We start from the raw sequence: 19,870 nt of genomic DNA on the forward strand, positions 1-19,870 counted from the left end.
AGTCTACAGCGGATCAGCTGGAATTGCTCCAGGAGAGCTTACATCGGCGGCATCACGCCGTTGATGCCGACGGCGACCTGCGCGGCCGAAATACTGCCGTCGGCTGCCCTTTCCGCCATCACGATGACGCCGGCACCCGGCTTCAGATCGTCTTTCGTTGCCGGCGCAAAGGTGACGATCGGCGTACCCTCGGCAATCGAGATGGTCTTTTCCTTGCCCTGATAGGTGAGCGTGATTGTGTGGCCGTCGACAGCCTTGACCGCATTGCTGACGGTCGCATTCGTCATCGAGCTGTTCGGTTGCACGTCCCACGGACGGCTGCCTTCACCAGTACCCTTCATCGCGGCCGGGAAGATCAGCACCTCGATCGCGCCATCGGGACCTGCGCCTTTCGGCAGGGAGGCGACACCGACGAAATCGCCGACCTTGATATCATCGACGGAAGCATTCCTGATACCGGCGACCTTCCAACCGGACTTGAGCGCCACCGTCGCATCGCTGCCCTCGCGGGTCTTGACGGTTAGCGTGTCGCCGTTGAGGCTCTCGATCGTGCCACGCACGCGCAGGCGCTGGCTTTCCTGAGCAATCGCCGCCTGCGAAAGGCTAAGCACGACGAAGCCGCTGGCGGCAAGCGCCGTCAATATTCTGGTATAGGATTTGCTAGACATGTAACTCTTCCTTGTCGCCATTGATCGGCACGACCCCCGGCTGAGCGGCACTCTATGCCGCATGACGCGGCGCGGGCGAATCAAGGAAAAGTGAGGAAAGCGGACCCCGACAATCCGGTTCCAGAGGCCGGAGTCCGCGAAAGACCTTTGAAAAGACCGGCTCAACCGGCAGCAGACATGTCCATGTACATGATTTCCCAGACATGGCCGTCGAGGTCCTGGAAGCTGCATCCATACATCGGCCCCATATCGAGGATCGGCTTCCAGGGCTTGCCGCCCGCTGCCAACGCCTTCTTGAGGTAATCATCCACCTCATCGCGGCTGCCGGCCGAGAGGCAGGTCAGCACTTCCTTGCCCTTCGTCGTATCGGCAATATCGCCTTCGATGAACTGCTGGAAATGACCGTGGGTCAGCAGCATCACATAGATGTTTTCCTCCACGATCATGCACGCAGCATCGTCGGTGGTAAAATTCGGATTGTAGGAAAAGCCGAGCGCCGAGAAGAATTCCTTCGACTTGACGAGGTCCTTGACCGGCAGGTTCACGAAAATCATGCGCATGAAAAATCTCCCTTATGACGTGGCGGCACCATGCCGTTGATCACGTTCGGCCCAAGGACGGAGAAAAACCACCCGATCCGACATTTCAGGAAATTTTTATCGGATCAGCCTTCCAGCTCTTCGCGCAGCATTTCGAGTTCCAGCCATTCCTCTTCCATCTTCGTCAGGCTTTCGCGCAGCTTCTCCATCTCGGATGCCAGCCGATTAAATGTTGCCGGATCCTTGGTGAAGAGGCTCGGATCGGCCATCTTCTCCTCACGCTTGCCGATCTCCACCTCTGCCTTGGCCATTTCTTTCGGCAGGTTTTCGAGAGCGAATTTCTGCTTGTAGGAGAGCTTGGCCTTCGAGGCAGAGGGTGCGGCAGCCGCAGTCTCCTGCGCCTTGGGCTTTTCCGCCGCCTTCTCGGCCCTGCGGCGCTCCTCGGCCGCACCCTTGCGCTGCGCCAGCATGTCGGAATAGCCGCCGGCATATTCGATCCAGCGCCCATCCGGCGCTTCCGGATTGGCTGGCGCAATCGTCGAGGTCACCGTCCGGTCGAGGAAGTCGCGATCGTGGCTGACGAGGATGACGGTGCCGGCAAAACCCGTGACGATCTCCTGCAAGAGATCCAGCGTCTCGATGTCGAGATCGTTGGTCGGCTCGTCGAGGATGAGCAGGTTCGTCGGCCGCGACAGGATGCGCGCCAGCATCAGCCGGGCGCGTTCGCCGCCGGAGAGGTTCTTGATCGGCGTGCGCGCCTGCTCCGGCTGGAACAGGAATTCCTTCATGTAGCCAGTCACATGCCGCTGCTCGCCATTGACCAGCAGGTTCTCGCCACGCCCGTCCGTCAGGTAGTTGGCAAGCGTATCGTCGAGGTTCAGATCTTCGCGCTTCTGGTCCAGGGTCGCGATATCAAGATTGGTGCCGAGCTTCACGGTGCCGCTGTCGGGCGCAAGCTGGCCGGTCAGCATCTTCAAAAGCGTCGTCTTGCCGGCGCCGTTCGGGCCGACGAGACCGATGCAATCGCCGCGATGCACGCGGATCGAGAACGGCGCGACGATCGGCCGGTCGTCATAGCTCTTGGTGATCTTGTCAGCCTCGATCACCAGCTTGCCGGATTCCTGCGCATCGGAAGCGCTTGCCTGTACCGTTCCCTGCGGCCCCTTGTGGCCGCGATACTGCGAACGCATCGTCTGCAGCTCGCCAAGCCGGCGCATGTTGCGTTTGCGTCGTGCCGTCACGCCATAACGCAGCCAGTGCTCCTCACGCTCGATCGCCTTGCCGAGCTTGTGCTGCTCCAGCTCCTCTGCTTCCAGCACCTGGTCCCGCCACGCCTCGAAAAACGCAAAGCCCTTGTCGAGCCGGCGAGACGTGCCGCGGTCGAGCCAGACGGTGGCCGTCGAGACCTTTTCGAGGAAGCGGCGGTCGTGCGAGATCAGCACCAGCGCACTGCGCGTCTTCTGCAATTCGCCCTCCAGCCACTCGATGGTCGGCAGGTCGAGATGATTGGTTGGCTCGTCGAGCAGCAGGATGTCGGGCTCCGGCGCCAGTACGCGCGCAAGTGCTGCGCGGCGCGCCTCGCCGCCGGATAGGTTCTTAGGATTTTCCTCGCCGGTCAGCCCGAGATGCGAGAGCAGGTAGCTGACACGATAGGGATCGTCGCCCGGCCCGAGTCCGGCTTCGGCATAGGCCTGCACGGTCTCGAAGTCGGCAAAATCCGGCGCCTGCTCCAGATAGCGCACCGTGGACGCTGGATGGCGGAAGACCTCACCCGACTGCGCGTCGACGAGGCCTGCTGCGATCTTCAGAAGCGTCGATTTGCCCGAGCCGTTGCGGCCCACGAGGCAGATCTTGTCGCCGGACTCCACCTGCAGGGCAGCTCCCGCCAGAAGCGGTGCACCGCCGAAGCTCAGGAAGATATCGTCGAGTTTCAGAATGGGAGGCGCCAAGAATCAGACTCCGGAAAGATCATAGGGCCGCGCGAGCACGATGGCCCTGCCGCTGGCAAGCGAGAAGCGCACGGGGCCTTCCGCCACATTGGAAATGGTGCGCGACGAGCCGAAGGGCAAATGGAAGTCGGCGAGCGGATAGCGGGCATTTTCGATGAACAGGCCACGCAGCTCGCTGAAACCTGGCACGGAAAACAGGCTGCCCGGCGGAAGATCGATCTCCAGCGAGCCAGGAAGCAAAGGCACGGCCTCCTCACTGCCCGATGTCAGTAGCATGTCGAAGCCTTCCTCCGCCAGCTCCACGGCGTAGAGCAGATGCTGCAAGGCGTGGTCGGACCGTTCGCCGCCCAGCGCACCCGCAAGGATCAGGCGCTTCGCACCACGCTCGATCGCCTCGGTAACGGCAATTTCACCGTCCGTCGCAGCCTTTGCGGCTGGATAGGGCTGGCGCGGTACGTCGGGAAAAGCGACGTCGAGATCGGGCGACGTCGAATCGAAATCGCCAACCCACAATTCCGGCACCACGCCGAGCGCCGCCGCATGCCGCATGCCGCCGTCGGCCGCGATGAACCGGCTTTCCCGCACGGCGTCGCGCAGACGATCCGTCAGGCTGAGTGCCCCGCCGAGCAGGATGGTGAAGGTGGATTGGCTCATGGGCATTGCCCATAGCGCAAAGGGGGGGTGAAGGGGAAGAGGCGCCGGATATCCGGTGCCTTTCCCTCAAAGCAATTCCCGCAAAAGCGCGCAGCCGTTTTGCGGGAATTGCGTCAATCAAATGCTCTAGAAGCGATAGGTGACACCGGCGCCGATCAGCCAGGGATCCAGTTTCGCCTTGCCGCTGACATCGGCACCGCCGACTGTCGCATCGAAATCCGGACGCAGGAAGATCTTCTTCACATCCAGGTTCGCACCCCAATGCTCATCGAACATGTAGTCGAAACCGGCCTGCAGCGCGACGCCGAATGTGTTCTTCACATCGAGGCTGTCGGCGCTCTTGCCGGACTGGTTGTAGAAGACCGTGTAGTTCACACCGGCACCGAGATAGGGCTGGAAGGCACCGAAATCGGTGAAATGATATTGCAGCGTCAGCGTCGGCGGCAGCAGCCACGTCTTGCCGATTTCCCCGAGACCGGCAATCGAGCCTTCGCCATGCACATTGGCATAGGTCGTGCCGAGAATGAGCTCCGCGGAAATATTGTCGGTGAAGAAATAGGAGATATCCACTTCCGGAATCACCGTGTCCGAATAGGACAGATCGGATCCGGGAATGCCGTCGACTGAACCGTTGTCGCGCGTGATCACGCCAAGCGCACGCAGGCGTACCTGCCATGGGCTTTGCGTGGCCATTGGCGAGCCCGCTGAAGGCGCCAGATCGGCCGAAAGCGCCGCATGCCCGAAGGATGCGAAAACGATAGTGGCAAAAATACCCCTCAGCCGAAGCGGATGATGTTTCATGTGAATCTCTCCTGATGTCGTCGAACGAGGAGAGACTTAGGCTTGCCTTGGACGGGTCGGCTTGAGCGAGATCAAACGCTTGGACTATTTTCTCTAGCCCGGCGTATCCTTGTCGCGGGAAAGGAAGATCGCCTCGTAGCCGCCGATGAATTTCTCGAACAGCAGCGAGAAAGTGTCGATCTCTTCCTGCGGCCAGTCCCGCACGACCTCGGAAACGAAGGCGAGCTTCTGGGCCCGGATTTCCGCCAGCAGATTCGTCCCGAGCGGGGTCATGACGACGACGATACGCCGTGCATCCGCCTGCGAAGCCTCACGGCGCAGGACGTTTCGACCCACCATATCCGACACGACGCGGCTTGCCCTCGACGGATCGATGCGCAGCATCTCGGCAATGGCGCCGACCGTTACCTCGCCGTTTTCCTGCGCGCGGCGCACGGCATCGAGTACGTCGAGATGCGACAGCTCCAGATCCGGCGCCACGCTCTGGATCGCCAGGCGGCCGATCAGTCGGCGTCCTGTCATCATTCGCATACGCGTCATCGTGCGGCCGATGCGCGGCACGCTCTCCAACGGATCATCAAGCTCGGTCGTTCTTGTCTTGGTCAAGGTCTCGTTCATGACGAAACCATAACAGACCGGAGTTAAAAGTAAAATATGCCAATATCAATAATGTGCCATTGACAAATATATGACATTAGCACATAAGGCATCTACATAACGAAAATGGTCCATCCCATGGATATGCAACTTGCCCCCGCACCGCTCGTAACGGATCCCCGTCGGCGGCTCATCCTTTTCTTCTTCCTGATGACCGCCATGTTCATGGCGACGCTGGATAACCAGATCGTCTCCACCGCACTGCCGACCATCGTCGGCGAATTCGGTCATCTGGATCGCTTCGGCTGGATCGGTTCGGCCTATCTGCTGGCGCTCAGCGCCGTGATGCCGCTCTATGGCAAGCTCGGCGATCTCTTCGGACGCAAATATGTGATGATGACGGCGATCGCGATCTTCACGGTGGGCTCCGCCGTCTGCGGTCTCGCTGTTTCGATGAACACGCTGATTGCCGCCCGCGTGCTGCAGGGCTTTGGCGGCGGCGGCATCATGGTTTCGATCTTCGCCGTCAACGCCGACCTCTTCGAGCCGCGCGAACGCGCCCGATATCAGAGCTATTCCAGCCTCGTACTGATGGCCTCCGGCGCCATCGGCCCGGTCCTCGGCGGCACGATGAGTGATCTCTTCGGCTGGCGCTCGATCTTCCTCGTCAATGTGCCGATCGGCTTCATCGTGCTTACCGGCCTCGCCTTCATGCTGCCTTACCGCAAGCCGCATCGCCGGCCGAAGATCGACTATGCCGGCGCACTCCTGCTGGCGCTGACGACAACCAGCATCGTGCTTGCGACCGACAGCAGCGAGCTTTTCGGTGCGTTGATCTCGCCGCAGAGCATCGGCATAATCGCCTTCGGTGTCGCTTGCGCCATCACCTGGGTTTTCGTCGAACGTCGCGCGCCGGAGCCGATCGTGCCGCTGCCGCTCTTCCGCAATTCCACCTTCAGCCTGCTGCTGGTGATCTCGATCATGGGTGGTGCGATCGCCATCGGCATGGTCAACTACCTCGCGCTGTTCCTGCAGACGACGACAGGCCTTTCGCCGTCAGGCGCCGGGCTGCTCTTCATTCTGCTGACAGGCGGTCTCGTCTGCGGCTCACTGAATGCCGGTCGCATCATTTCGAAGACCGGTCGCTACAAGCCCTTCGCCATTGCCAGCCTCACCTGCAGCGCCATCGCTTTTGCACTGATCTCGCAGGTTCATGCCGGCACACCGATTGCCTTCATCGGCGCGATCATGCTGCTGCACGGCATCGGTATCGGCCTTGCCCAGCAGGTTCCGGTCATCGGCGTTCAGAATGCCGCACCGGCCCGCGATGTGGGTGCCGCGACCGGCTCGGTCACGCTGTCGCGCATGGGCGGCGCCTCGATTGCCATCTCCATCTACGGTGCAATCATTGCATCGCAGCTCGGCAGGCTCGGCTCCTCCATCCCGGGTGTGGCCAATATCGAGGAGCTGACGCCGAAAATGATGGCAGCCCTTCCCGAAGCCAGCCGTCAGGCGGTGGCTAATGCTTACGCCTCCGCCTTCTCGCCACTGTTCATGACCTCCTGCGGCATTGCTTTGATCGGTCTGATCGCCGCCATCATGCTGAAGCCGGTGCAGCTCCCCCGCGCTGGCGAACAGAAGACCAGCCAGACCAACGTCGCCGCCGAAGCCGCGGAGTAGGCAGAGGGCGCGCGGCCTCCGCGCGCCTCGCCAATTTAGTCGGCCCGAAAACACCACCATTAATTGCATTATTCGCGCGAATGTTACGCGTGCCCGTATCGGTCGCCATACTGACCGATTTTTTCCGCAGTGCAGCCGGAATCTGCACTTGCGATGGAACTTTCGCCATAATTTCATCGGAGCGAGAAGTGCCTCGACAGGCGGGGCATTGCCGAAATGCAACGGCGCCACATTTAGATAGAGTCTCGCTATGCAACCCACGCGGAAATCGGCTACAGCAAAGACTTGGATCGGCCGATTGTGCAGCGCGAGAACCGAGGCGGAAGCCTATTGAATTTTCCTGGCAACGGCCGGCCCGAAGATGCGGCAGACCGGCGACTTAAAATGGTGCGGAGAGACAGACTGGACAGCATGACGACGTGGAAATCGCCCGCGCTTTCCAGTGATGCCTTTTTGGCGCCACGCCGCTGGGCGCGCCGCTTCTTGCTGCTGTCGGCCTGCGCCGTCGCGCTGAACGGCTGCGAGTCGTTGATCCAACAATCCTATCAGCCGACCGTCGGCCCTTCGTCTAATCCGCAAATCGTCGACGAAGTGCAGAAGAACGATCCGCGCGCCGCCATGGGCGCCCGCGAGCATCCGCGCATCGTCGCGAGTTATGGCGGCGAGTATAAGGACGCCAAGACCGAGCGCCTCGTCGCCCGCATCGCCGGCGCGCTGACGGCCGTCTCGGAAAATCCGAGCCAGTCCTACCGCATCACCATCCTGAACTCGCCCGCTATCAACGCCTTCGCGCTGCCGGGCGGGTATCTCTATGTCACTCGCGGCCTGCTGGCGCTCGCCAACGATGCCTCGGAAGTCGCGGCCGTGCTGTCACACGAGATGGGCCACGTCACCGCAAACCATGGCATCGAGCGGCAGAAGCGCGAAGAGGCCGAAGTCATTGCCAGCCGCGTCGTCGCCGAAGTGTTGTCGAGCGATATAGCCGGCAAACAGGCGCTTGCCCGCGGCAAGCTGCGTCTTGCCGCCTTCTCTCGTCAGCAGGAACTGCAGGCCGACGTCATCGGCGTACGCATGCTCGGCGAAGCCGGCTATGATCCTTATGCCGCAGCCCGTTTCCTCGATTCCATGGCCGCTTACAGCCGCTTCATGTCGGTCGATCCCGAGGCCGACCAAAGCCTGGACTTCCTGTCGAGCCATCCGAATTCCGCCCAGCGCATCGAGCTTGCCCGCAGCCACGCTCGCGCCTTCGGCCAGGAAGGCTCAGTCGGCGACAAGGGCCGTGGCTACTATCTCGATGGCATCGATGGCCTTCTCTACGGCGACAGTCCGGAAGAGGGCTATGTACGCGGCCAGACCTTCCTGCACGGCGGCCTCGGCATCCGCTTCGATGTGCCGCCCGACTTCAGCATCGACAACAAGGTCGAAGCCGTCATGGCAACCGGCCCGAACGATATCGCCATCCGCTTCGACGGCGTGGCCGACAACCAGAACCAGAGCCTGACGAATTACATTTCCAGCGGCTGGGTTACCGGCCTTGATCCCTCGACCATCCAGCCGATCAACGTCAATGGCATGGAGGCTGCGACCGCGCGCGCCACTGCCGACCGTTGGGACTTCGACGTCACTGTCATCAGAAACAACAATCAGATCTTCCGCTTTCTGACGGCGGTGCCGAAAGGCAGCCCGTCGTTGGAGCCGACGGCAGACGTTCTGCGCGCAAGCTTCCGCCGCATGACGCCGGACGAAGCCGCTTCGCTGAAACCGCTGCGCGTGCGGGTGGTCACAGTCCGCCCAGGCGAGAACATCACCACGCTCGCTTCCCGCATGATGGGTACCGATCGCAAGCTTGATCTCTTCAAACTGATCAACGCCCTGCCGACGGGCGCTGCCGTTTCTCCCGGCGACCGCGTGAAGATCATCTCCGAATAAAAGAAGGCCCGGCTTATGCCGGGCCAGTCTGTGCTGCTGGGGAGTAATTCCTATCAGGCATAGGCCGCCATGTGCGGATCGGCACTGACGAGCGCCGTGCGAAGCTTTTCCATCGCCCGGCTTTCGATCTGGCGCACGCGCTCTTTGGAAATACCGAGGTCAGCGCCGAGCTCTTCGAGTGTTGCTCCGTCTTCGGCCAGCCGGCGCGCGCTGATGATCTTCATTTCACGCTCGTTGAGATGCTTGAGGGCAGAGGCAAGCCAGACGCGACGGCGTTCGCCGTCGATCATGTTCGAGACCTGCTCATCCGGCAATGGTTCGTCGCTGACGAGGAAATCCATCTTTTCTGCACTGTCGGCATCACCCGAGACGGAAGGCGCCTGCAGCGAGGCGTCATTGCCGGAAAGGCGCGCGTCCATGGTCTGCACGTCGGCAAGGCTGACACCGAGGGCAGCGGCAATTTCCTGATGAATGGATTGCAGTGTCAGCTGCGTATCGCCCTTGGCAAGCTTGGCGCGCAGGCGCCGCAGATTGAAGAACAGTGCCTTCTGGGCCGAACTCGTTCCGCCGCGCACGATCGACCAATTGCGCAGGATATAGTCCTGGATCGAGGCGCGGATCCACCAGCTTGCATAGGTGGAAAAGCGCACATCGCGCGCCGGTTCGAACCGGGCCGCGGCCTCCAGAAGCCCGACATAGCCTTCCTGCACGAGATCGCTCATCGGCAGGCCGAAATTGCGGAACTTGCCCGCCATGGAAATGACGAGGCGCATATGCGCCATGGCGATCTGGTTGCGAGCGCCACGATCCTCATGATCCTTCCAGCGGATGGCCAGATTGTGTTCTTCTTCACGAGCAAGATAGGGAGCCGCCATTGCTATTTTGATCATGCGCCGATCTGCAGACATGTTCTTCATATCGCTCTCCTAAATGGGCCACGTGCCTAAAAATGAACAAGCAAACATCGTTTCCGGAACATCGCTGCTCCGGAGCAAACTAGGGTCTTGAATGCATAAAGGCCTCCTCCTGGACTTTTCAGGAGGAGGCCCTATCTCTCGTCATGTGCCGCCAAGACGGCAGGGTTGGATCTGTTTCTTGAGATTGCCGGAAAGGCAAATTCTGGAAATCATGATCCGCTCCTCATCGAACGTTGACAGCTTCGGCGGAATTCAAACCGAGCGTTATGGGCTCCGGTTATGTCCGCATTACTGTGTATCAACGTCGTAGCAGCGAAAAAGTTCCAATAAAAAACCCGGCACCAAGGCCGGGTTTTTTCATCTGCAAAAACAATGCGCTATTAAGCGGCTTCGTCCTGCGAGTCGTCTTCCTCGATTACCTTGCCACGCTTCGGACCCTTGTTGAGATTGGTCTCGACGAGGCGAACTGCTTCGGTTTCAGACATCTTGTTGACGGCAGCGATTTCGCGAGCCATGCGGTCGAGGGCAGCCTCATAGAGCTGACGCTCGGAATAGGACTGCTCCGGCTGGTTCTCGGCACGGTAAAGATCGCGAACGACTTCTGCGATGGAAATCAGGTCGCCGGAATTGATCTTGGCATCATATTCCTGGGCGCGGCGGGACCACATGGTGCGCTTGACGCGAGCCTTGCCCTGCACGACCTTGAGGGCGCGCTCGACGAAGTCGGTCTCGGAAAGCTTGCGCATGCCGATGCTCATGGCCTTCGCGACCGGAACCTTCAGACGCATCTTGTCCTTTTCGAAATCGATGACGAAAAGTTCAAGCTTCATGCCGGCGACTTCTTGCTCTTCGATAGCCGTGATGGTACCGACGCCATGTGCGGGGTACACGATCGATTCACCAGTCTTGAAGCCGTGACGTGCGGTAGAAGGTTTTTTCTGCTGGGTGGTCATTCTAATCAAAAACTCCCTGTTACGCTACCGGCGGCGGCCGGAGCCGGGTCAGTCAGGCCCGGATGAGACGGTTAAATCCGTCGGGTGACTTCACTCTGGTTCCACCAGACAGAAGCAAAAGGTATCCTTGCGCGCGATCTTGGGATCCGACAGCTCAAGTTATTGATATGTCACGGAAACCGCGTACGGATTTGTTTTACTTTCGTGATGGTTTTGGGCACGCGTCATGCCACAAATGGAACAGTGTGGTGAACGTATCACAAAAATATGAGGAAATCAATAATTTGCTTAACGTGAGTCATGTGGGCAACACATAGCCCCCATGTGACTCACGCGTAATTTGAAACGTTTAAGCTGCCGCTGAACCCGGTTTCAACGGCACCGTACGTCGAGATTTTCAGTCGCCGCTACCGGGCTTTTCCGAGAAGTATTTCTCGAATTTTCCGGTCTCGCCGTCCATCTCCTTGGCCTCGGCCATCGGCTCTTTCTTGACCGTGATGTTCGGCCAGATGCTCGCATATTCAGCGTTGATCTTCAGCCACTTGTCGAGACCCGGTTCAGTATCGGGCTTAATCGCCTCTGCAGGACATTCCGGCTCGCAGACGCCGCAGTCGATGCACTCATCGGGATGGATGACGAGGAAATTCTCGCCCTCGTAGAAACAGTCGACGGGGCAGACTTCAACACAGTCGGTGTATTTGCAGCGAATGCAATTGTCGGTCACGACATAGGTCATGAAGAACTCCAGGATTTCCACGCGGGCGGGGCCGGGCAACCTGGAACGTCGCGCCTGTCCCCTAAGCCGGAGAGAAAGCGTGGACAGGCTTGGGAGGCAAGCACGCTACCCGGCAGGTTGTGTGTCACGTATCGGCTTTACAGCAGGATTTCAAGGACAAACGATCTTCGAAAAGCTGACGGCAGGAAGAGTTTTCTAATCCTCATCCGACATCAGCCTGTCGATTGCGCGCCGTTCCTTTTTCGTCGGTCTTCCGGAGCCGGTGGCCCGAATAGCCTGCTCATAAGGGGTGAGGCGTTTTGCCACATTCGGAGGCGGCGACAGATCCTCATAGAGCAGCTTCGCCTCCTCATAGGGTCCGCGCCGCTCGCCAGGCAGACGGACGACGAGAACGACGTCCCGCCGCTCCAGCGTCAGCTCAACGCGGTCGCCCACCTTGATCATCTGGCTCGGCTGCGCACAACGCGCGCCATTGATGCTGACGTGACCGGACTGGATATGGCTCTGCGCCAGCGAGCGCGATTTCACCATACGTGCGAAGAACAGCCATTTGTCGATGCGCTGGCGCGAACCGCTTCCCGGCTGTGTCTCTTCGCCCATGATTACTTCTTCATCTGCTCCTTAAGCGCTGCAAGCTTGGCGAAGGGTGAATCCGGATCGATCGGCTTCTCCTTGCGCGGCGGCTTGGCCTCGAAGCGCAGCGGCTGCGAATTGCCGCGGTTGTTGTTACGGTCGTTGCGATCGCCACGATCCTTGCGATCACCGCGGTCCTGACGGTCGCCGCGCTGCTCGTTGCGATCATTACGCGCATGCTGGGGCCTGCCCCCATCGCGATTGCCACCTTCCCGGTTACCGTCGCGATTGCCGCCATCCCGGTTGCGGTTGTTGTTGCGATTGCCGTCCCGGCTCTCGCCGCCTTCAGCACCGCCCTGGCGGCGATTGTTACGCTCACCGCGGTCCTGACCCTGGCCTTGGCCCTGTCCGCCGCGGCGGTCGCCATGGCCGCGCGCTTGGCGCTGGTTTTCGTTGCGGCCACCGAGGCGCCACAGGAGAACCGGCTTCGGCTCTGCTGCCTCAGCTTCAGCCTCGCCTGCTTCAGTCGTAGCTTCGGCAGATGCAGGCGTTTCCGCAGCCACGGATGCGACTTCGACGGCAAGCGTTTCTTCCGAAGCGCCATCTGCGTCGTCATGATCCGCCTTTTCAGCAGTTTCCTCTGCTGCAGCCTCGGTCGTCGTCGCCGCGGGAGCGGATGCCACATCCTGCGTTGCGAGGAATGCGGCCGCCTCTTCGGCCTTCACGGCATCGGCGCGGTAGCCGAGACCCTTGAGAATCTCTTCCATGTCTTCGAGCGTCGCGCCGAGAATGGATAGCATCGCCGTCGTCGTCGTGAAGCGGCGACCGTCATAGGCGCCTTCCGGACGCGTGCCCTGACCCGGCTTCCACTGCAGGAGCGGACGGATGAGATCGGCAAGACGCTCGAGAATGTCGATGCGCACGGCACGCTTGCCGAGGAAACGGAAGCCTGCGAGCTTGTAGAACATACGCTCGAAGCTCGGATCGGTGACCACGGAGGTACGGCCGGCGGCAAGCACCGGAATGAGATCGCCGTAGCCCGGCTTGTCGAGGCCGTCATTCTTCAGCGCCCAGAGCAGGGTGATGAGCTCCGCCGGCGCCGGCTTCAGAAGCGCCGGCACGAAGATATGATAAGCGCCGAAGCGAATGCCGTAACGGCGCATGGAGGCGCGCGCATCCTGATCCAGGGACTTCACTTCTTCCGTCACGTCGCGGCGGAAGAGCACGCCGAGATTCTCGACGAGCTGGAAGGCAAGCCCCTTGGCAAGACCCTGCAGGTCTTCGGCGCGCGACAGGTCGTCGAGCGGCTTCAGCACCGTGCTGATATGATGATTGACAAAACGCTCGATACGGGCGGCGACATGGTCGCGCGCATTGCCCGTGAGCTGCTCGTCGGCAAGCAGGATGACACGCGGACGCATCACATGGTCGCTGCCCGAAAGGCGGCCGACGGGATCGCCGAGCCAACGGACGAGTCCATCCGAACCGATCGCCAGATCGGCATTGCCTGCCGCATGCAGGCGTGCGGCACGAGCTTCGAATTCAAGAGCGAGCGCCTTTTGCGACGCAGCCTGAACCGCCTTGGCGTCCGGTCCGTCCGTTCCACCAACAGGCGTAAAACGGAACCCGCTCAACTGCCCTACATGATGTCCTTCAACAAAGACATCGCCATTCACACTGATTTCAGCTTCCAGCATCGCATTCTCTCTCAGGCGCTTCATGAGCACAGATGTCCTGCGATCAACAAAGCGTTTCGTCAACCTTTCATGTAACGCGTCGGACAATCGATCTTCGATTTCCCGCGTCTTTTCCTGCCAGTGTGTCGGATCGGCAAGCCAGCCGGGCCGATTCGATACATAGGTCCAGGTTCTTATCTGCGCGATTCGCGCCGAAAGCGTGTCAATTTCTCCATCTGTCCGATCCGAACGGTGAACCTGTTCGGCTAGAAACTGCTCGTTCACCGTGCCATAGCGCACCAGATCGGAAAAGAGGGTAGAAATAAGATCGGCATGTTGCGCAGGCGTTATGCGCCGATAGTCCGGCAGAGCGCAAGCCTCCCAGAGCTTTTCGACCCGCGCCGGCGTGTTGGCGAGATCAACAATTTCCGGATAGCGCGACAAATGTTCGAGCGCTTGCTGGTCGACGGCCGGCAGCGCCCGGGTCAGACCCGGCACACGGGGCCCGGTCTCAAGGCTTGCCCGCAGGGATTGTATCGAAGAAAAATCGAGATCCTTGGTACGCCACTGCAGAACCTTGATATTGTCGAACTCATGGCCCTCGATGCGTTGCACGAGTTCCTCGTCGAAGGGAGAAACCTGGCCCGTTACGCCAAAGGTTCCGTCACGCACATGGCGGCCGGCGCGGCCAGCGATCTGGCCGAGTTCGCCGGGGTTGAGGTTGCGGAACTGATAACCGTCGAACTTCCGGTCCTGCGCGAAGGCCACATGGTCGACATCGAGATTAAGACCCATGCCGATCGCATCGGTCGCGACGAGATATTCGACGTCGCCCTCCTGATAGAGCGCGACCTGCGCATTGCGGGTACGGGGACTGAGCGCGCCGAGCACGACAGCCGCGCCGCCGCGCTGGCGCCGGATCAGTTCTGCAATCGCATAAACTTCGTCCGCCGAGAAGGCGACGATCGCCGAACGCTGCGGCAGCCGGGTGATCTTCTTCTGCCCGGCATAAAGAAGGTGGGAAAGCCGCGGCCGCTCCGTGACCGTAATCCCCGGCAGAAGCTGCTGCAGGATCGGCCGCATAGTGGCTGCACCCAGCAGAAGCGTCTCCTCGCGGCCGCGCAGATGCAGGATACGGTCTGTAAAGATATGGCCGCGCTCGAGATCTCCCGCGAGCTGCACTTCATCGATAGCAACGAAGGCGGCCTTGGTTTCCCGTGGCATGGCTTCGACCGTACAGACGGAGAAACGCGCATTCGGCGGCGAGATCTTTTCTTCGCCGGTCACCAGCGCCACGTTCTGGGCGCCGACCTTTTCGACCACGCGCGTATAGACTTCGCGCGCCAGCAGGCGGAGCGGCAGGCCGATGACACCCGTACCATGCGCCACCATGCGTTCGATCGCATAATGGGTCTTGCCGGTATTGGTCGGCCCGAGCACCGCGGTCACGCCGCGCCCGCTCAGTATCATCGGCTGCGAAGTCAGGGTCATGTTCCATGCAAGTGAGGCGGTGACGCCCCAGGGTCAAGTCGGAGCTGCCAATGAGGCACAGAACACATGGACAGCCGAAGCTTCAAACGCAAGGGCAGATTTGAAATAGACTTTGGATTGAGCACGGAAGTCACAGCCCGCTAAGTCCTTGATTTAAGATTCGGAACAGCTTGAGAACGAATCGGAGACGAATCGCTGACTCCGGCTGATTCAGCTTTTGTTCACGGCTAAGTATTGATTTTGAATCGCTTTTTACACTAGATGCTGAATCTCTAGACTCGCCTGAGAACAAATGCTGGCAACCGTTTTTAACGCTTCTTGCCGCATCGTAAAAACACAAAGGCCAAGCCCGAAATTAACGCTTCGACCAAAGCCGGAACGAATCGGAGACGAATCGCCGATCTCGAGGTTTTCCCTTTTCGTTCACGGCGAGATCTTGTGGCGTTTTCGCCACCGATCCCAAGATACAGGTTCCGGGTTTGCCGCAGCCATTCCGCGCTCTCGGATCGCGTTAATCTTTTGCATGCCGAATTTACGGAGCCTTAAACAGACCGGCGCCGGTAGGCCGATGAAAGTCACGGCTGATCAAAGCCGGAACGAATCGCCGACGAATCGGAGACATCTTCATTTTCTCGCTTTGTTCACCGCAACATATTGTATTAAAAGAGGATTTTAACCATAATCGGAAAATTCCGATAGCATTTCGCCGACTTGCTTTCGAAGGAACCGGCTAAATTCGGCCTCTGTCGCAAAGGGCGATCACGCCGCCGTGATATTCTGAGAGTTTAGCCGGGAACAAAAATCGCGGATGCGGGTTTCTAGTCCAGTCGAAATGAGAATGAGGCAGGACAAACACCATGCTTGGCACGATACTTCTTATTATCCTTATTCTGTTATTGGTCGGCGCCTTGCCGAATTGGGGTTATAGCCGCGGCTGGGGCTATGGACCTTCCGGTGGTTTGGGGTTAGTTCTCGTCATCATTATCATTCTTGTACTGATGGGCCGAATTTAAAGGCCGGTAACCTGGGGAGTTAGACATGAAAAAGATTGTTCTTAGCTGCGCTCTCATTGGCGCTCTCGCCTCCTGCACCCCGACGGAGCAGGGCACGGCGATTGGTGCGGGCACTGGCGCCATCATCGGCGGCGCCGTCAGCAACAGCTGGGGTGGCGCGGCAGTCGGCGCAGTCGCCGGCGGCCTGACAGGCGCACTGATCGGCCAGTCGGTCGAACGCCGCGGCTACTGCATCTATCGCGACCGCTACGGTCGCCGCTACGAAGCGCGTTGCCGCTAATCAGCATCGGCCCATCGGAAATTTTGAACGGGCGCTTCGGCGCCCGTTTTTCTTGCGCGCTTTTGTCGTCAACGCGGCGTTGACGATCGGTCGCTGAAGTCAAATCTACCGCGCCGCCAGGACCAGGCGCATATTCCTTTCAACATCACAGGGGCAGAGCATGTGCCGCCCGTGAATGAAAAGGAACGCTACCATGGCCCAGATTTTCCTGAATTCCGCCGTCGCCGTCCTGATCGCCTCGGTTTTCCTCACGACGGCTGTCGCTGCCCTCCGCAGCCAGGACCGCGCCGTCCAGAAAGTGCCCGTCAAAGCCAATAGACGGCGTCATCCAAACGCCTGACAGCATCAATGAACCGAACCGCGTGACGGCAACTATCCGAGTGCCCGTCCGCAGGGAGACACGACCATGAACAGGATCATCGCAATCGCCGCCCTCATCACCATTGCCCTCGCGGCCTATGGCGCATCTGCCGGCCCCTATGACAGTGCCGGCAGCTTCCCGAGCAACTACGCCCACAGCCAGAAGAAATAGGTTCAGACGAAGAACTGACCGCCATTGGCCGTCAACGTCGAACCGGTAATAAACCCGGCATCGTCGGAAATGAGGAAGGTCACGCACCGCGCGATCTCCTCGGGTTCGCCGAGGCGCCCAACCGGGATTTGCGGAATGATCTTCTCATTCAGCACCTTTTCCGGCACCGCAAGCACCATTTCCGTCCCAATATAACCGGGGCAGATGGCATTGACGGTGATGTTCTTGGCCGCACCTTCCTGGGCAAGCGCCTTGGTAAATCCGAGGTCGCCGGCTTTGGCGGCAGAATAGTTCACCTGCCCCATCTGGCCCTTCTGGCCGTTGATGGAGGAGATATTGACGATGCGGCCGAAGCTGCGGTCACGCATGCCGCTCCAGACATGGTGCGTCATGTTGAAGAGACCGGTGAGGTTGGTATTGATCACCTCATGCCACTGCTGCGGCGTCATCTTGTGAAACATCGCATCGCGCGTGATGCCGGCATTATTGACGAGGATCTCGACCGGGCCGAGTTCGGCCTGGACCCTTGCGATACCTTCGCCGCAGGCAACATAGTCGGACACGTCCCACTTGAAGACCGGCACGCCGGTAACATCGTGAAATGCCTTGGCCCTTTCATCATTGCCGGCATAGTTGGCGGCAACCTTATAGCCGGCATTCTTTAGCGCCATCGAAATTGCCGCGCCAATGCCGCGCGTACCCCCAGTGACCAGAGCCACTCTGCTCATGTTCCGCTCCCCTGTTGTTGTCAGCCCGCTCTCGGACGGGCCTCAAGAAACATGCATTGTACGCTATTTACATTGCCTCGAAGCACATCGCGACACCCATGCCACCGCCAATGCATAGCGTGGCGAGACCCCTTTTGGCGCCGCGGCGCTTCATTTCGAAGAGGAGCGTATTGAGGACGCGCGCACCCGAAGCGCCGATCGGATGACCGATCGCAATCGCGCCGCCATTGACGTTGACGATATTAGGATCCCAGCCGAGATCCTTGTTCACGGCGCAGGCTTGGGCCGCGAAGGCTTCATTGGCCTCGACGAGGTCTAGATCGCCGACGGACCAACCGGCCTTTTCCAGTGCCTTGCGGGAAGCGGGGATCGGACCAGTCCCCATGACCTGCGGATCGACACCGGCTGTTGCCCAAGAAACGATGCGGGCAAGCGGCTGGATGCCGCGTCGCGACGCTTCCGCTTCGCTCATCAGTACGGCTGCGGCAGCGCCGTCGTTGAGACCGGAGGCATTCGCCGCGGTCACCGTGCCATCCTTGTCGAAGGCGGGCCGCAGCTTGGCCATAGCCTCCAGCGTCGCGCCGTGGCGGATATATTCGTCGGCATCGACGGTTACGTCACCCTTGCGGCCCTGAATGACGAAGGGAACGATTTCGTCCCTGAAGCGGCCAGCCTTCTGCGCGGCTTCGGCCTTGTTCTGCGAGCTGACGGCGAACTGGTCCTGGTCGTCACGGGAAAGCTGCCATTGGCGTGCGATATTTTCAGCAGTAACGCCCATGTGATAGCCGTAAAAGGCGTCGGTTAGGCCGTCCTTGATCATGGTGTCGATCATCTTCATGTCGCCCATCTTCACGCCGCTGCGCAAATGCGCCGCGTGTGGCGCCATCGACATGGATTCCTGACCGCCGGCGACGATGATCTTCGCATCGCCGAGCGCGATCTGTTGCATGCCGAGTGCAACGGCACGCAGACCGGAACCGCAGAGCTGATTGACGCTCCAGGCCGTCGCCTCCTTGGGAACACCGGCCTTCATCGCCGCCTGGCGAGCGGGGTTCTGGCCCTCGCCGGCCTGCAGGACCTGGCCAAGGATGACCTCGTCTACGTCTTCAGGGGAAACACTTGCCCGCTCCAGCGCGCCCTTGATGGCGGCTGCGCCGAGCTCGTGAGCGGGAATTGTGCCGAAAGCACCGTTGAAGGAACCGACAGCGGTACGCGCTGCGCTGGCGATGACGACGGATGAACTGCTCATGGAATACTCCTGGTTTTCAAGGAACGACGTGTGCCACAGATGGACTGCTGCATGTTGGGACTGTGATCTTGCAGTGTGGAAGAGCCCCGCCTATCGTTCCGTCCCCATCATTTTTTCTTCGATATAGATCTCGTTGACGAGAACGGCGACGAGGCGGAGGTGGTCGTCCTCGACGCAGTTCGCGCCGCCCGTCTCTGACGCGCCGCGCGCAGTTTTTTCATAGATGGAGCCGCTGCAACGCCGACGTATCCGGCATTGCAGCCATCTGCTGATAAGATTGTTCATAACGGCCTCACATTGGCTCATTGGTCACATATTCGGATAGACCGGCCCCTCGCCGCCCTGCGGCGGCACCCAGTTGATGTTCTGGTTGGGATCCTTGATATCGCAGGTCTTGCAGTGGACGCAGTTCTGGGCGTTGATGACGAAGGTCTCTTTGCCGTCCTTCTCCACCCATTCATAGACGCCGGCCGGACAGTAGCGCGTCGACGGGCCGGCATAGATATCGTGCTCGGACGACTTCTGCAGGGCCATGTCCTTGACCTGAAGGTGGACCGGCTGATCCTCCTCATGGTTGGTGTTGGACAGGAAGACGGAGGACAAGCGGTCGAAGGTCAGGACACCGTCGGGCTTCGGATAATCGATCTTCTTGTGCTGTGAAGCCGGCTCCAGCGAGGCGGCATCGGTCTTGCCGTGACCAAGCGTGCCGAAGAAGGAGAAGCCGAAGAGCTGGTTGGTCCACATGTCGAGACCGCCAAGGGCGACGCCCAAGGCTGTGCCGAATTTCGACCAGAGCGGCTTGACGTTGCGCACGCGCTTCAGATCCTTGCCGATATCGCTCTTGCGCCAGTCGGTCTCGATCTCGGCCACTTCGTCATTGGCGCGGCCGGCAGCAATCGCCTCGG

21 protein-coding genes are annotated in these 19,870 nt (G+C 60.1%); 6 read left to right on the forward strand and 15 right to left on the reverse strand.

Features of this window, described 5'->3' with window-relative positions; translation table 11 throughout:
• Positions 1–38: 38 nt before the first annotated feature.
• From PMI11_RS31135 to PMI11_RS31160, 6 genes are all read right to left on the reverse strand, one after another.
• A complete protein-coding gene (locus PMI11_RS31135) occupies positions 39–668 on the reverse strand; it encodes a hypothetical protein (protein WP_007825424.1) in 630 nt (209 codons plus the stop codon).
• Between the two features lie 161 nt (positions 669–829).
• A complete protein-coding gene (locus PMI11_RS31140) occupies positions 830–1,228 on the reverse strand; it encodes a VOC family protein (RefSeq protein WP_007825426.1) in 399 nt (132 codons plus the stop codon).
• Positions 1,229–1,332: 104 nt separating this feature from the next.
• Entirely contained in the window at positions 1,333–3,156 is a 1,824-nt protein-coding gene (locus PMI11_RS31145; RefSeq protein ID WP_007825428.1) for an ABC-F family ATP-binding cassette domain-containing protein, read from the reverse strand.
• A 3-nt stretch (positions 3,157–3,159) separates the two neighbouring features.
• Positions 3,160–3,816 (reverse strand): thiamine diphosphokinase, encoded by a 657-nt coding sequence (locus PMI11_RS31150; RefSeq protein ID WP_007825430.1) that lies wholly within the window; start codon positions 3,814–3,816, stop codon positions 3,160–3,162.
• A 120-nt stretch (positions 3,817–3,936) separates the two neighbouring features.
• Positions 3,937–4,611, reverse strand: coding sequence for an OmpW/AlkL family protein (locus PMI11_RS31155; protein WP_007825432.1), 675 nt, complete (start codon positions 4,609–4,611; stop codon positions 3,937–3,939).
• 93 nt (positions 4,612–4,704) lie between these two features.
• Entirely contained in the window at positions 4,705–5,229 is a 525-nt protein-coding gene (locus PMI11_RS31160) for a MarR family winged helix-turn-helix transcriptional regulator (RefSeq protein ID WP_007825435.1), read from the reverse strand.
• A 117-nt stretch (positions 5,230–5,346) separates the two neighbouring features.
• On the opposite strand from PMI11_RS31160, the gene PMI11_RS31165 reads away from it, so the two are divergent.
• A complete protein-coding gene (locus PMI11_RS31165; RefSeq protein ID WP_037072538.1) occupies positions 5,347–6,888 on the forward strand; it encodes an MDR family MFS transporter in 1,542 nt (513 codons plus the stop codon).
• A 384-nt stretch (positions 6,889–7,272) separates the two neighbouring features.
• Positions 7,273–8,817: a M48 family metalloprotease gene (locus PMI11_RS31170; RefSeq protein WP_037072539.1), complete on the forward strand. Its 1,545-nt coding sequence runs from the start codon at positions 7,273–7,275 to the stop codon at positions 8,815–8,817.
• Positions 8,818–8,870: 53 nt separating this feature from the next.
• On the opposite strand, the gene PMI11_RS31175 is transcribed toward PMI11_RS31170, so the two are convergent.
• The 5 genes from PMI11_RS31175 to PMI11_RS31195 form a co-directional block, all read right to left on the reverse strand.
• Entirely contained in the window at positions 8,871–9,734 is an 864-nt protein-coding gene (locus tag PMI11_RS31175; RefSeq protein ID WP_007825441.1) for an RNA polymerase factor sigma-32, read from the reverse strand.
• Positions 9,735–10,114: 380 nt separating this feature from the next.
• Positions 10,115–10,687, reverse strand: coding sequence for a CarD family transcriptional regulator (locus PMI11_RS31180; protein ID WP_007825443.1), 573 nt, complete (start codon positions 10,685–10,687; stop codon positions 10,115–10,117).
• Positions 10,688–11,084: 397 nt separating this feature from the next.
• Positions 11,085–11,423, reverse strand: a complete 339-nt coding sequence (gene fdxA / locus PMI11_RS31185; protein WP_007825445.1) for a ferredoxin FdxA — start codon at positions 11,421–11,423, stop codon at positions 11,085–11,087.
• 195 nt (positions 11,424–11,618) lie between these two features.
• Complete coding sequence (locus tag PMI11_RS31190; RefSeq protein ID WP_007825447.1) at positions 11,619–12,023, reverse strand: RNA-binding S4 domain-containing protein; 405 nt, start codon at positions 12,021–12,023, stop codon at positions 11,619–11,621.
• A gap of 2 nt (positions 12,024–12,025) precedes the next feature.
• Positions 12,026–15,163, reverse strand: coding sequence for a helicase-related protein (locus PMI11_RS31195; protein WP_007825450.1), 3,138 nt, complete (start codon positions 15,161–15,163; stop codon positions 12,026–12,028).
• Between the two features lie 857 nt (positions 15,164–16,020).
• On the opposite strand from PMI11_RS31195, the gene PMI11_RS36910 reads away from it, so the two are divergent.
• The 4 genes from PMI11_RS36910 (at position 16,021) to PMI11_RS38455 (ending at position 16,988) form a co-directional block, all read left to right on the forward strand.
• On the forward strand, positions 16,021–16,176 hold the full coding sequence (locus PMI11_RS36910; protein WP_007825451.1) for a DUF3309 family protein: 156 nt from the start codon (positions 16,021–16,023) through the stop codon (positions 16,174–16,176).
• Positions 16,177–16,201: 25 nt separating this feature from the next.
• Positions 16,202–16,456, forward strand: coding sequence for a YMGG-like glycine zipper-containing protein (locus PMI11_RS31200; protein ID WP_007825452.1), 255 nt, complete (start codon positions 16,202–16,204; stop codon positions 16,454–16,456).
• A 193-nt stretch (positions 16,457–16,649) separates the two neighbouring features.
• Positions 16,650–16,796 carry a hypothetical protein gene (locus tag PMI11_RS37825; RefSeq protein WP_007825453.1) on the forward strand — a complete coding sequence of 49 codons (147 nt, stop codon included), beginning with the start codon at positions 16,650–16,652 and terminating at the stop codon, positions 16,794–16,796.
• Between the two features lie 66 nt (positions 16,797–16,862).
• Positions 16,863–16,988: a hypothetical protein gene (locus PMI11_RS38455; RefSeq protein ID WP_007825454.1), complete on the forward strand. Its 126-nt coding sequence runs from the start codon at positions 16,863–16,865 to the stop codon at positions 16,986–16,988.
• Between the two features lie 2 nt (positions 16,989–16,990).
• Here PMI11_RS38455 and PMI11_RS31205 read toward each other — a convergent pair whose 3' ends face one another.
• From PMI11_RS31205 to PMI11_RS31220, 4 genes are all read right to left on the reverse strand, one after another.
• Positions 16,991–17,716: a beta-ketoacyl-ACP reductase gene (locus tag PMI11_RS31205; RefSeq protein WP_007825455.1), complete on the reverse strand. Its 726-nt coding sequence runs from the start codon at positions 17,714–17,716 to the stop codon at positions 16,991–16,993.
• Between the two features lie 67 nt (positions 17,717–17,783).
• Complete coding sequence (locus PMI11_RS31210) at positions 17,784–18,965, reverse strand: acetyl-CoA C-acetyltransferase (RefSeq protein WP_007825457.1); 1,182 nt, start codon at positions 18,963–18,965, stop codon at positions 17,784–17,786.
• A 90-nt stretch (positions 18,966–19,055) separates the two neighbouring features.
• Positions 19,056–19,250: a hypothetical protein gene (locus tag PMI11_RS31215; protein ID WP_007825459.1), complete on the reverse strand. Its 195-nt coding sequence runs from the start codon at positions 19,248–19,250 to the stop codon at positions 19,056–19,058.
• Between the two features lie 24 nt (positions 19,251–19,274).
• A partial coding sequence (locus tag PMI11_RS31220) for a 4Fe-4S dicluster domain-containing protein (protein ID WP_007825461.1) occupies positions 19,275–19,870 on the reverse strand: 596 nt, incomplete at its 5' end.

Origin of the sequence: Rhizobium sp. CF142 (assembly GCF_000281145.1) — a bacterium.
Lineage (GTDB): Bacteria > Pseudomonadota > Alphaproteobacteria > Rhizobiales > Rhizobiaceae > Rhizobium.

Excerpts from the sequence above, each read along its gene's own strand:
- PMI11_RS31210 (WP_007825457.1), bottom strand. The coding sequence starts at position 18,965 with ATGAGCAGTTCATCCGTCGTCATCGCCAGCGCAGCGCGTACCGCTGTC.
- PMI11_RS31180 (WP_007825443.1), bottom strand. The coding sequence starts at position 10,687 with ATGACCACCCAGCAGAAAAAACCTTCTACCGCACGTCACGGCTTCAAG.
- PMI11_RS31170 (WP_037072539.1), top strand. The coding sequence starts at position 7,273 with ATGGTGCGGAGAGACAGACTGGACAGCATGACGACGTGGAAATCGCCC.
- PMI11_RS31175 (WP_007825441.1), bottom strand. The coding sequence starts at position 9,734 with ATGAAGAACATGTCTGCAGATCGGCGCATGATCAAAATAGCAATGGCG.
- PMI11_RS31200 (WP_007825452.1), top strand. The coding sequence starts at position 16,202 with ATGAAAAAGATTGTTCTTAGCTGCGCTCTCATTGGCGCTCTCGCCTCC.
- PMI11_RS31195 (WP_007825450.1), bottom strand. The coding sequence starts at position 15,163 with ATGACCCTGACTTCGCAGCCGATGATACTGAGCGGGCGCGGCGTGACC.
- PMI11_RS31165 (WP_037072538.1), top strand. The coding sequence starts at position 5,347 with ATGGATATGCAACTTGCCCCCGCACCGCTCGTAACGGATCCCCGTCGG.
- PMI11_RS31160 (WP_007825435.1), bottom strand. The coding sequence starts at position 5,229 with ATGAACGAGACCTTGACCAAGACAAGAACGACCGAGCTTGATGATCCG.
- PMI11_RS31155 (WP_007825432.1), bottom strand. The coding sequence starts at position 4,611 with ATGAAACATCATCCGCTTCGGCTGAGGGGTATTTTTGCCACTATCGTT.
- PMI11_RS31135 (WP_007825424.1), bottom strand. The coding sequence starts at position 668 with ATGTCTAGCAAATCCTATACCAGAATATTGACGGCGCTTGCCGCCAGC.
- PMI11_RS31190 (WP_007825447.1), bottom strand. The coding sequence starts at position 12,023 with ATGGGCGAAGAGACACAGCCGGGAAGCGGTTCGCGCCAGCGCATCGAC.
- PMI11_RS31150 (WP_007825430.1), bottom strand. The coding sequence starts at position 3,816 with ATGCCCATGAGCCAATCCACCTTCACCATCCTGCTCGGCGGGGCACTC.
- PMI11_RS38455 (WP_007825454.1), top strand. The coding sequence starts at position 16,863 with ATGAACAGGATCATCGCAATCGCCGCCCTCATCACCATTGCCCTCGCG.
- PMI11_RS31215 (WP_007825459.1), bottom strand. The coding sequence starts at position 19,250 with ATGAACAATCTTATCAGCAGATGGCTGCAATGCCGGATACGTCGGCGT.
- PMI11_RS31140 (WP_007825426.1), bottom strand. The coding sequence starts at position 1,228 with ATGCGCATGATTTTCGTGAACCTGCCGGTCAAGGACCTCGTCAAGTCG.
- PMI11_RS31205 (WP_007825455.1), bottom strand. The coding sequence starts at position 17,716 with ATGAGCAGAGTGGCTCTGGTCACTGGGGGTACGCGCGGCATTGGCGCG.
- fdxA (WP_007825445.1), bottom strand. The coding sequence starts at position 11,423 with ATGACCTATGTCGTGACCGACAATTGCATTCGCTGCAAATACACCGAC.
- PMI11_RS36910 (WP_007825451.1), top strand. The coding sequence starts at position 16,021 with ATGCTTGGCACGATACTTCTTATTATCCTTATTCTGTTATTGGTCGGC.
- PMI11_RS37825 (WP_007825453.1), top strand. The coding sequence starts at position 16,650 with ATGGCCCAGATTTTCCTGAATTCCGCCGTCGCCGTCCTGATCGCCTCG.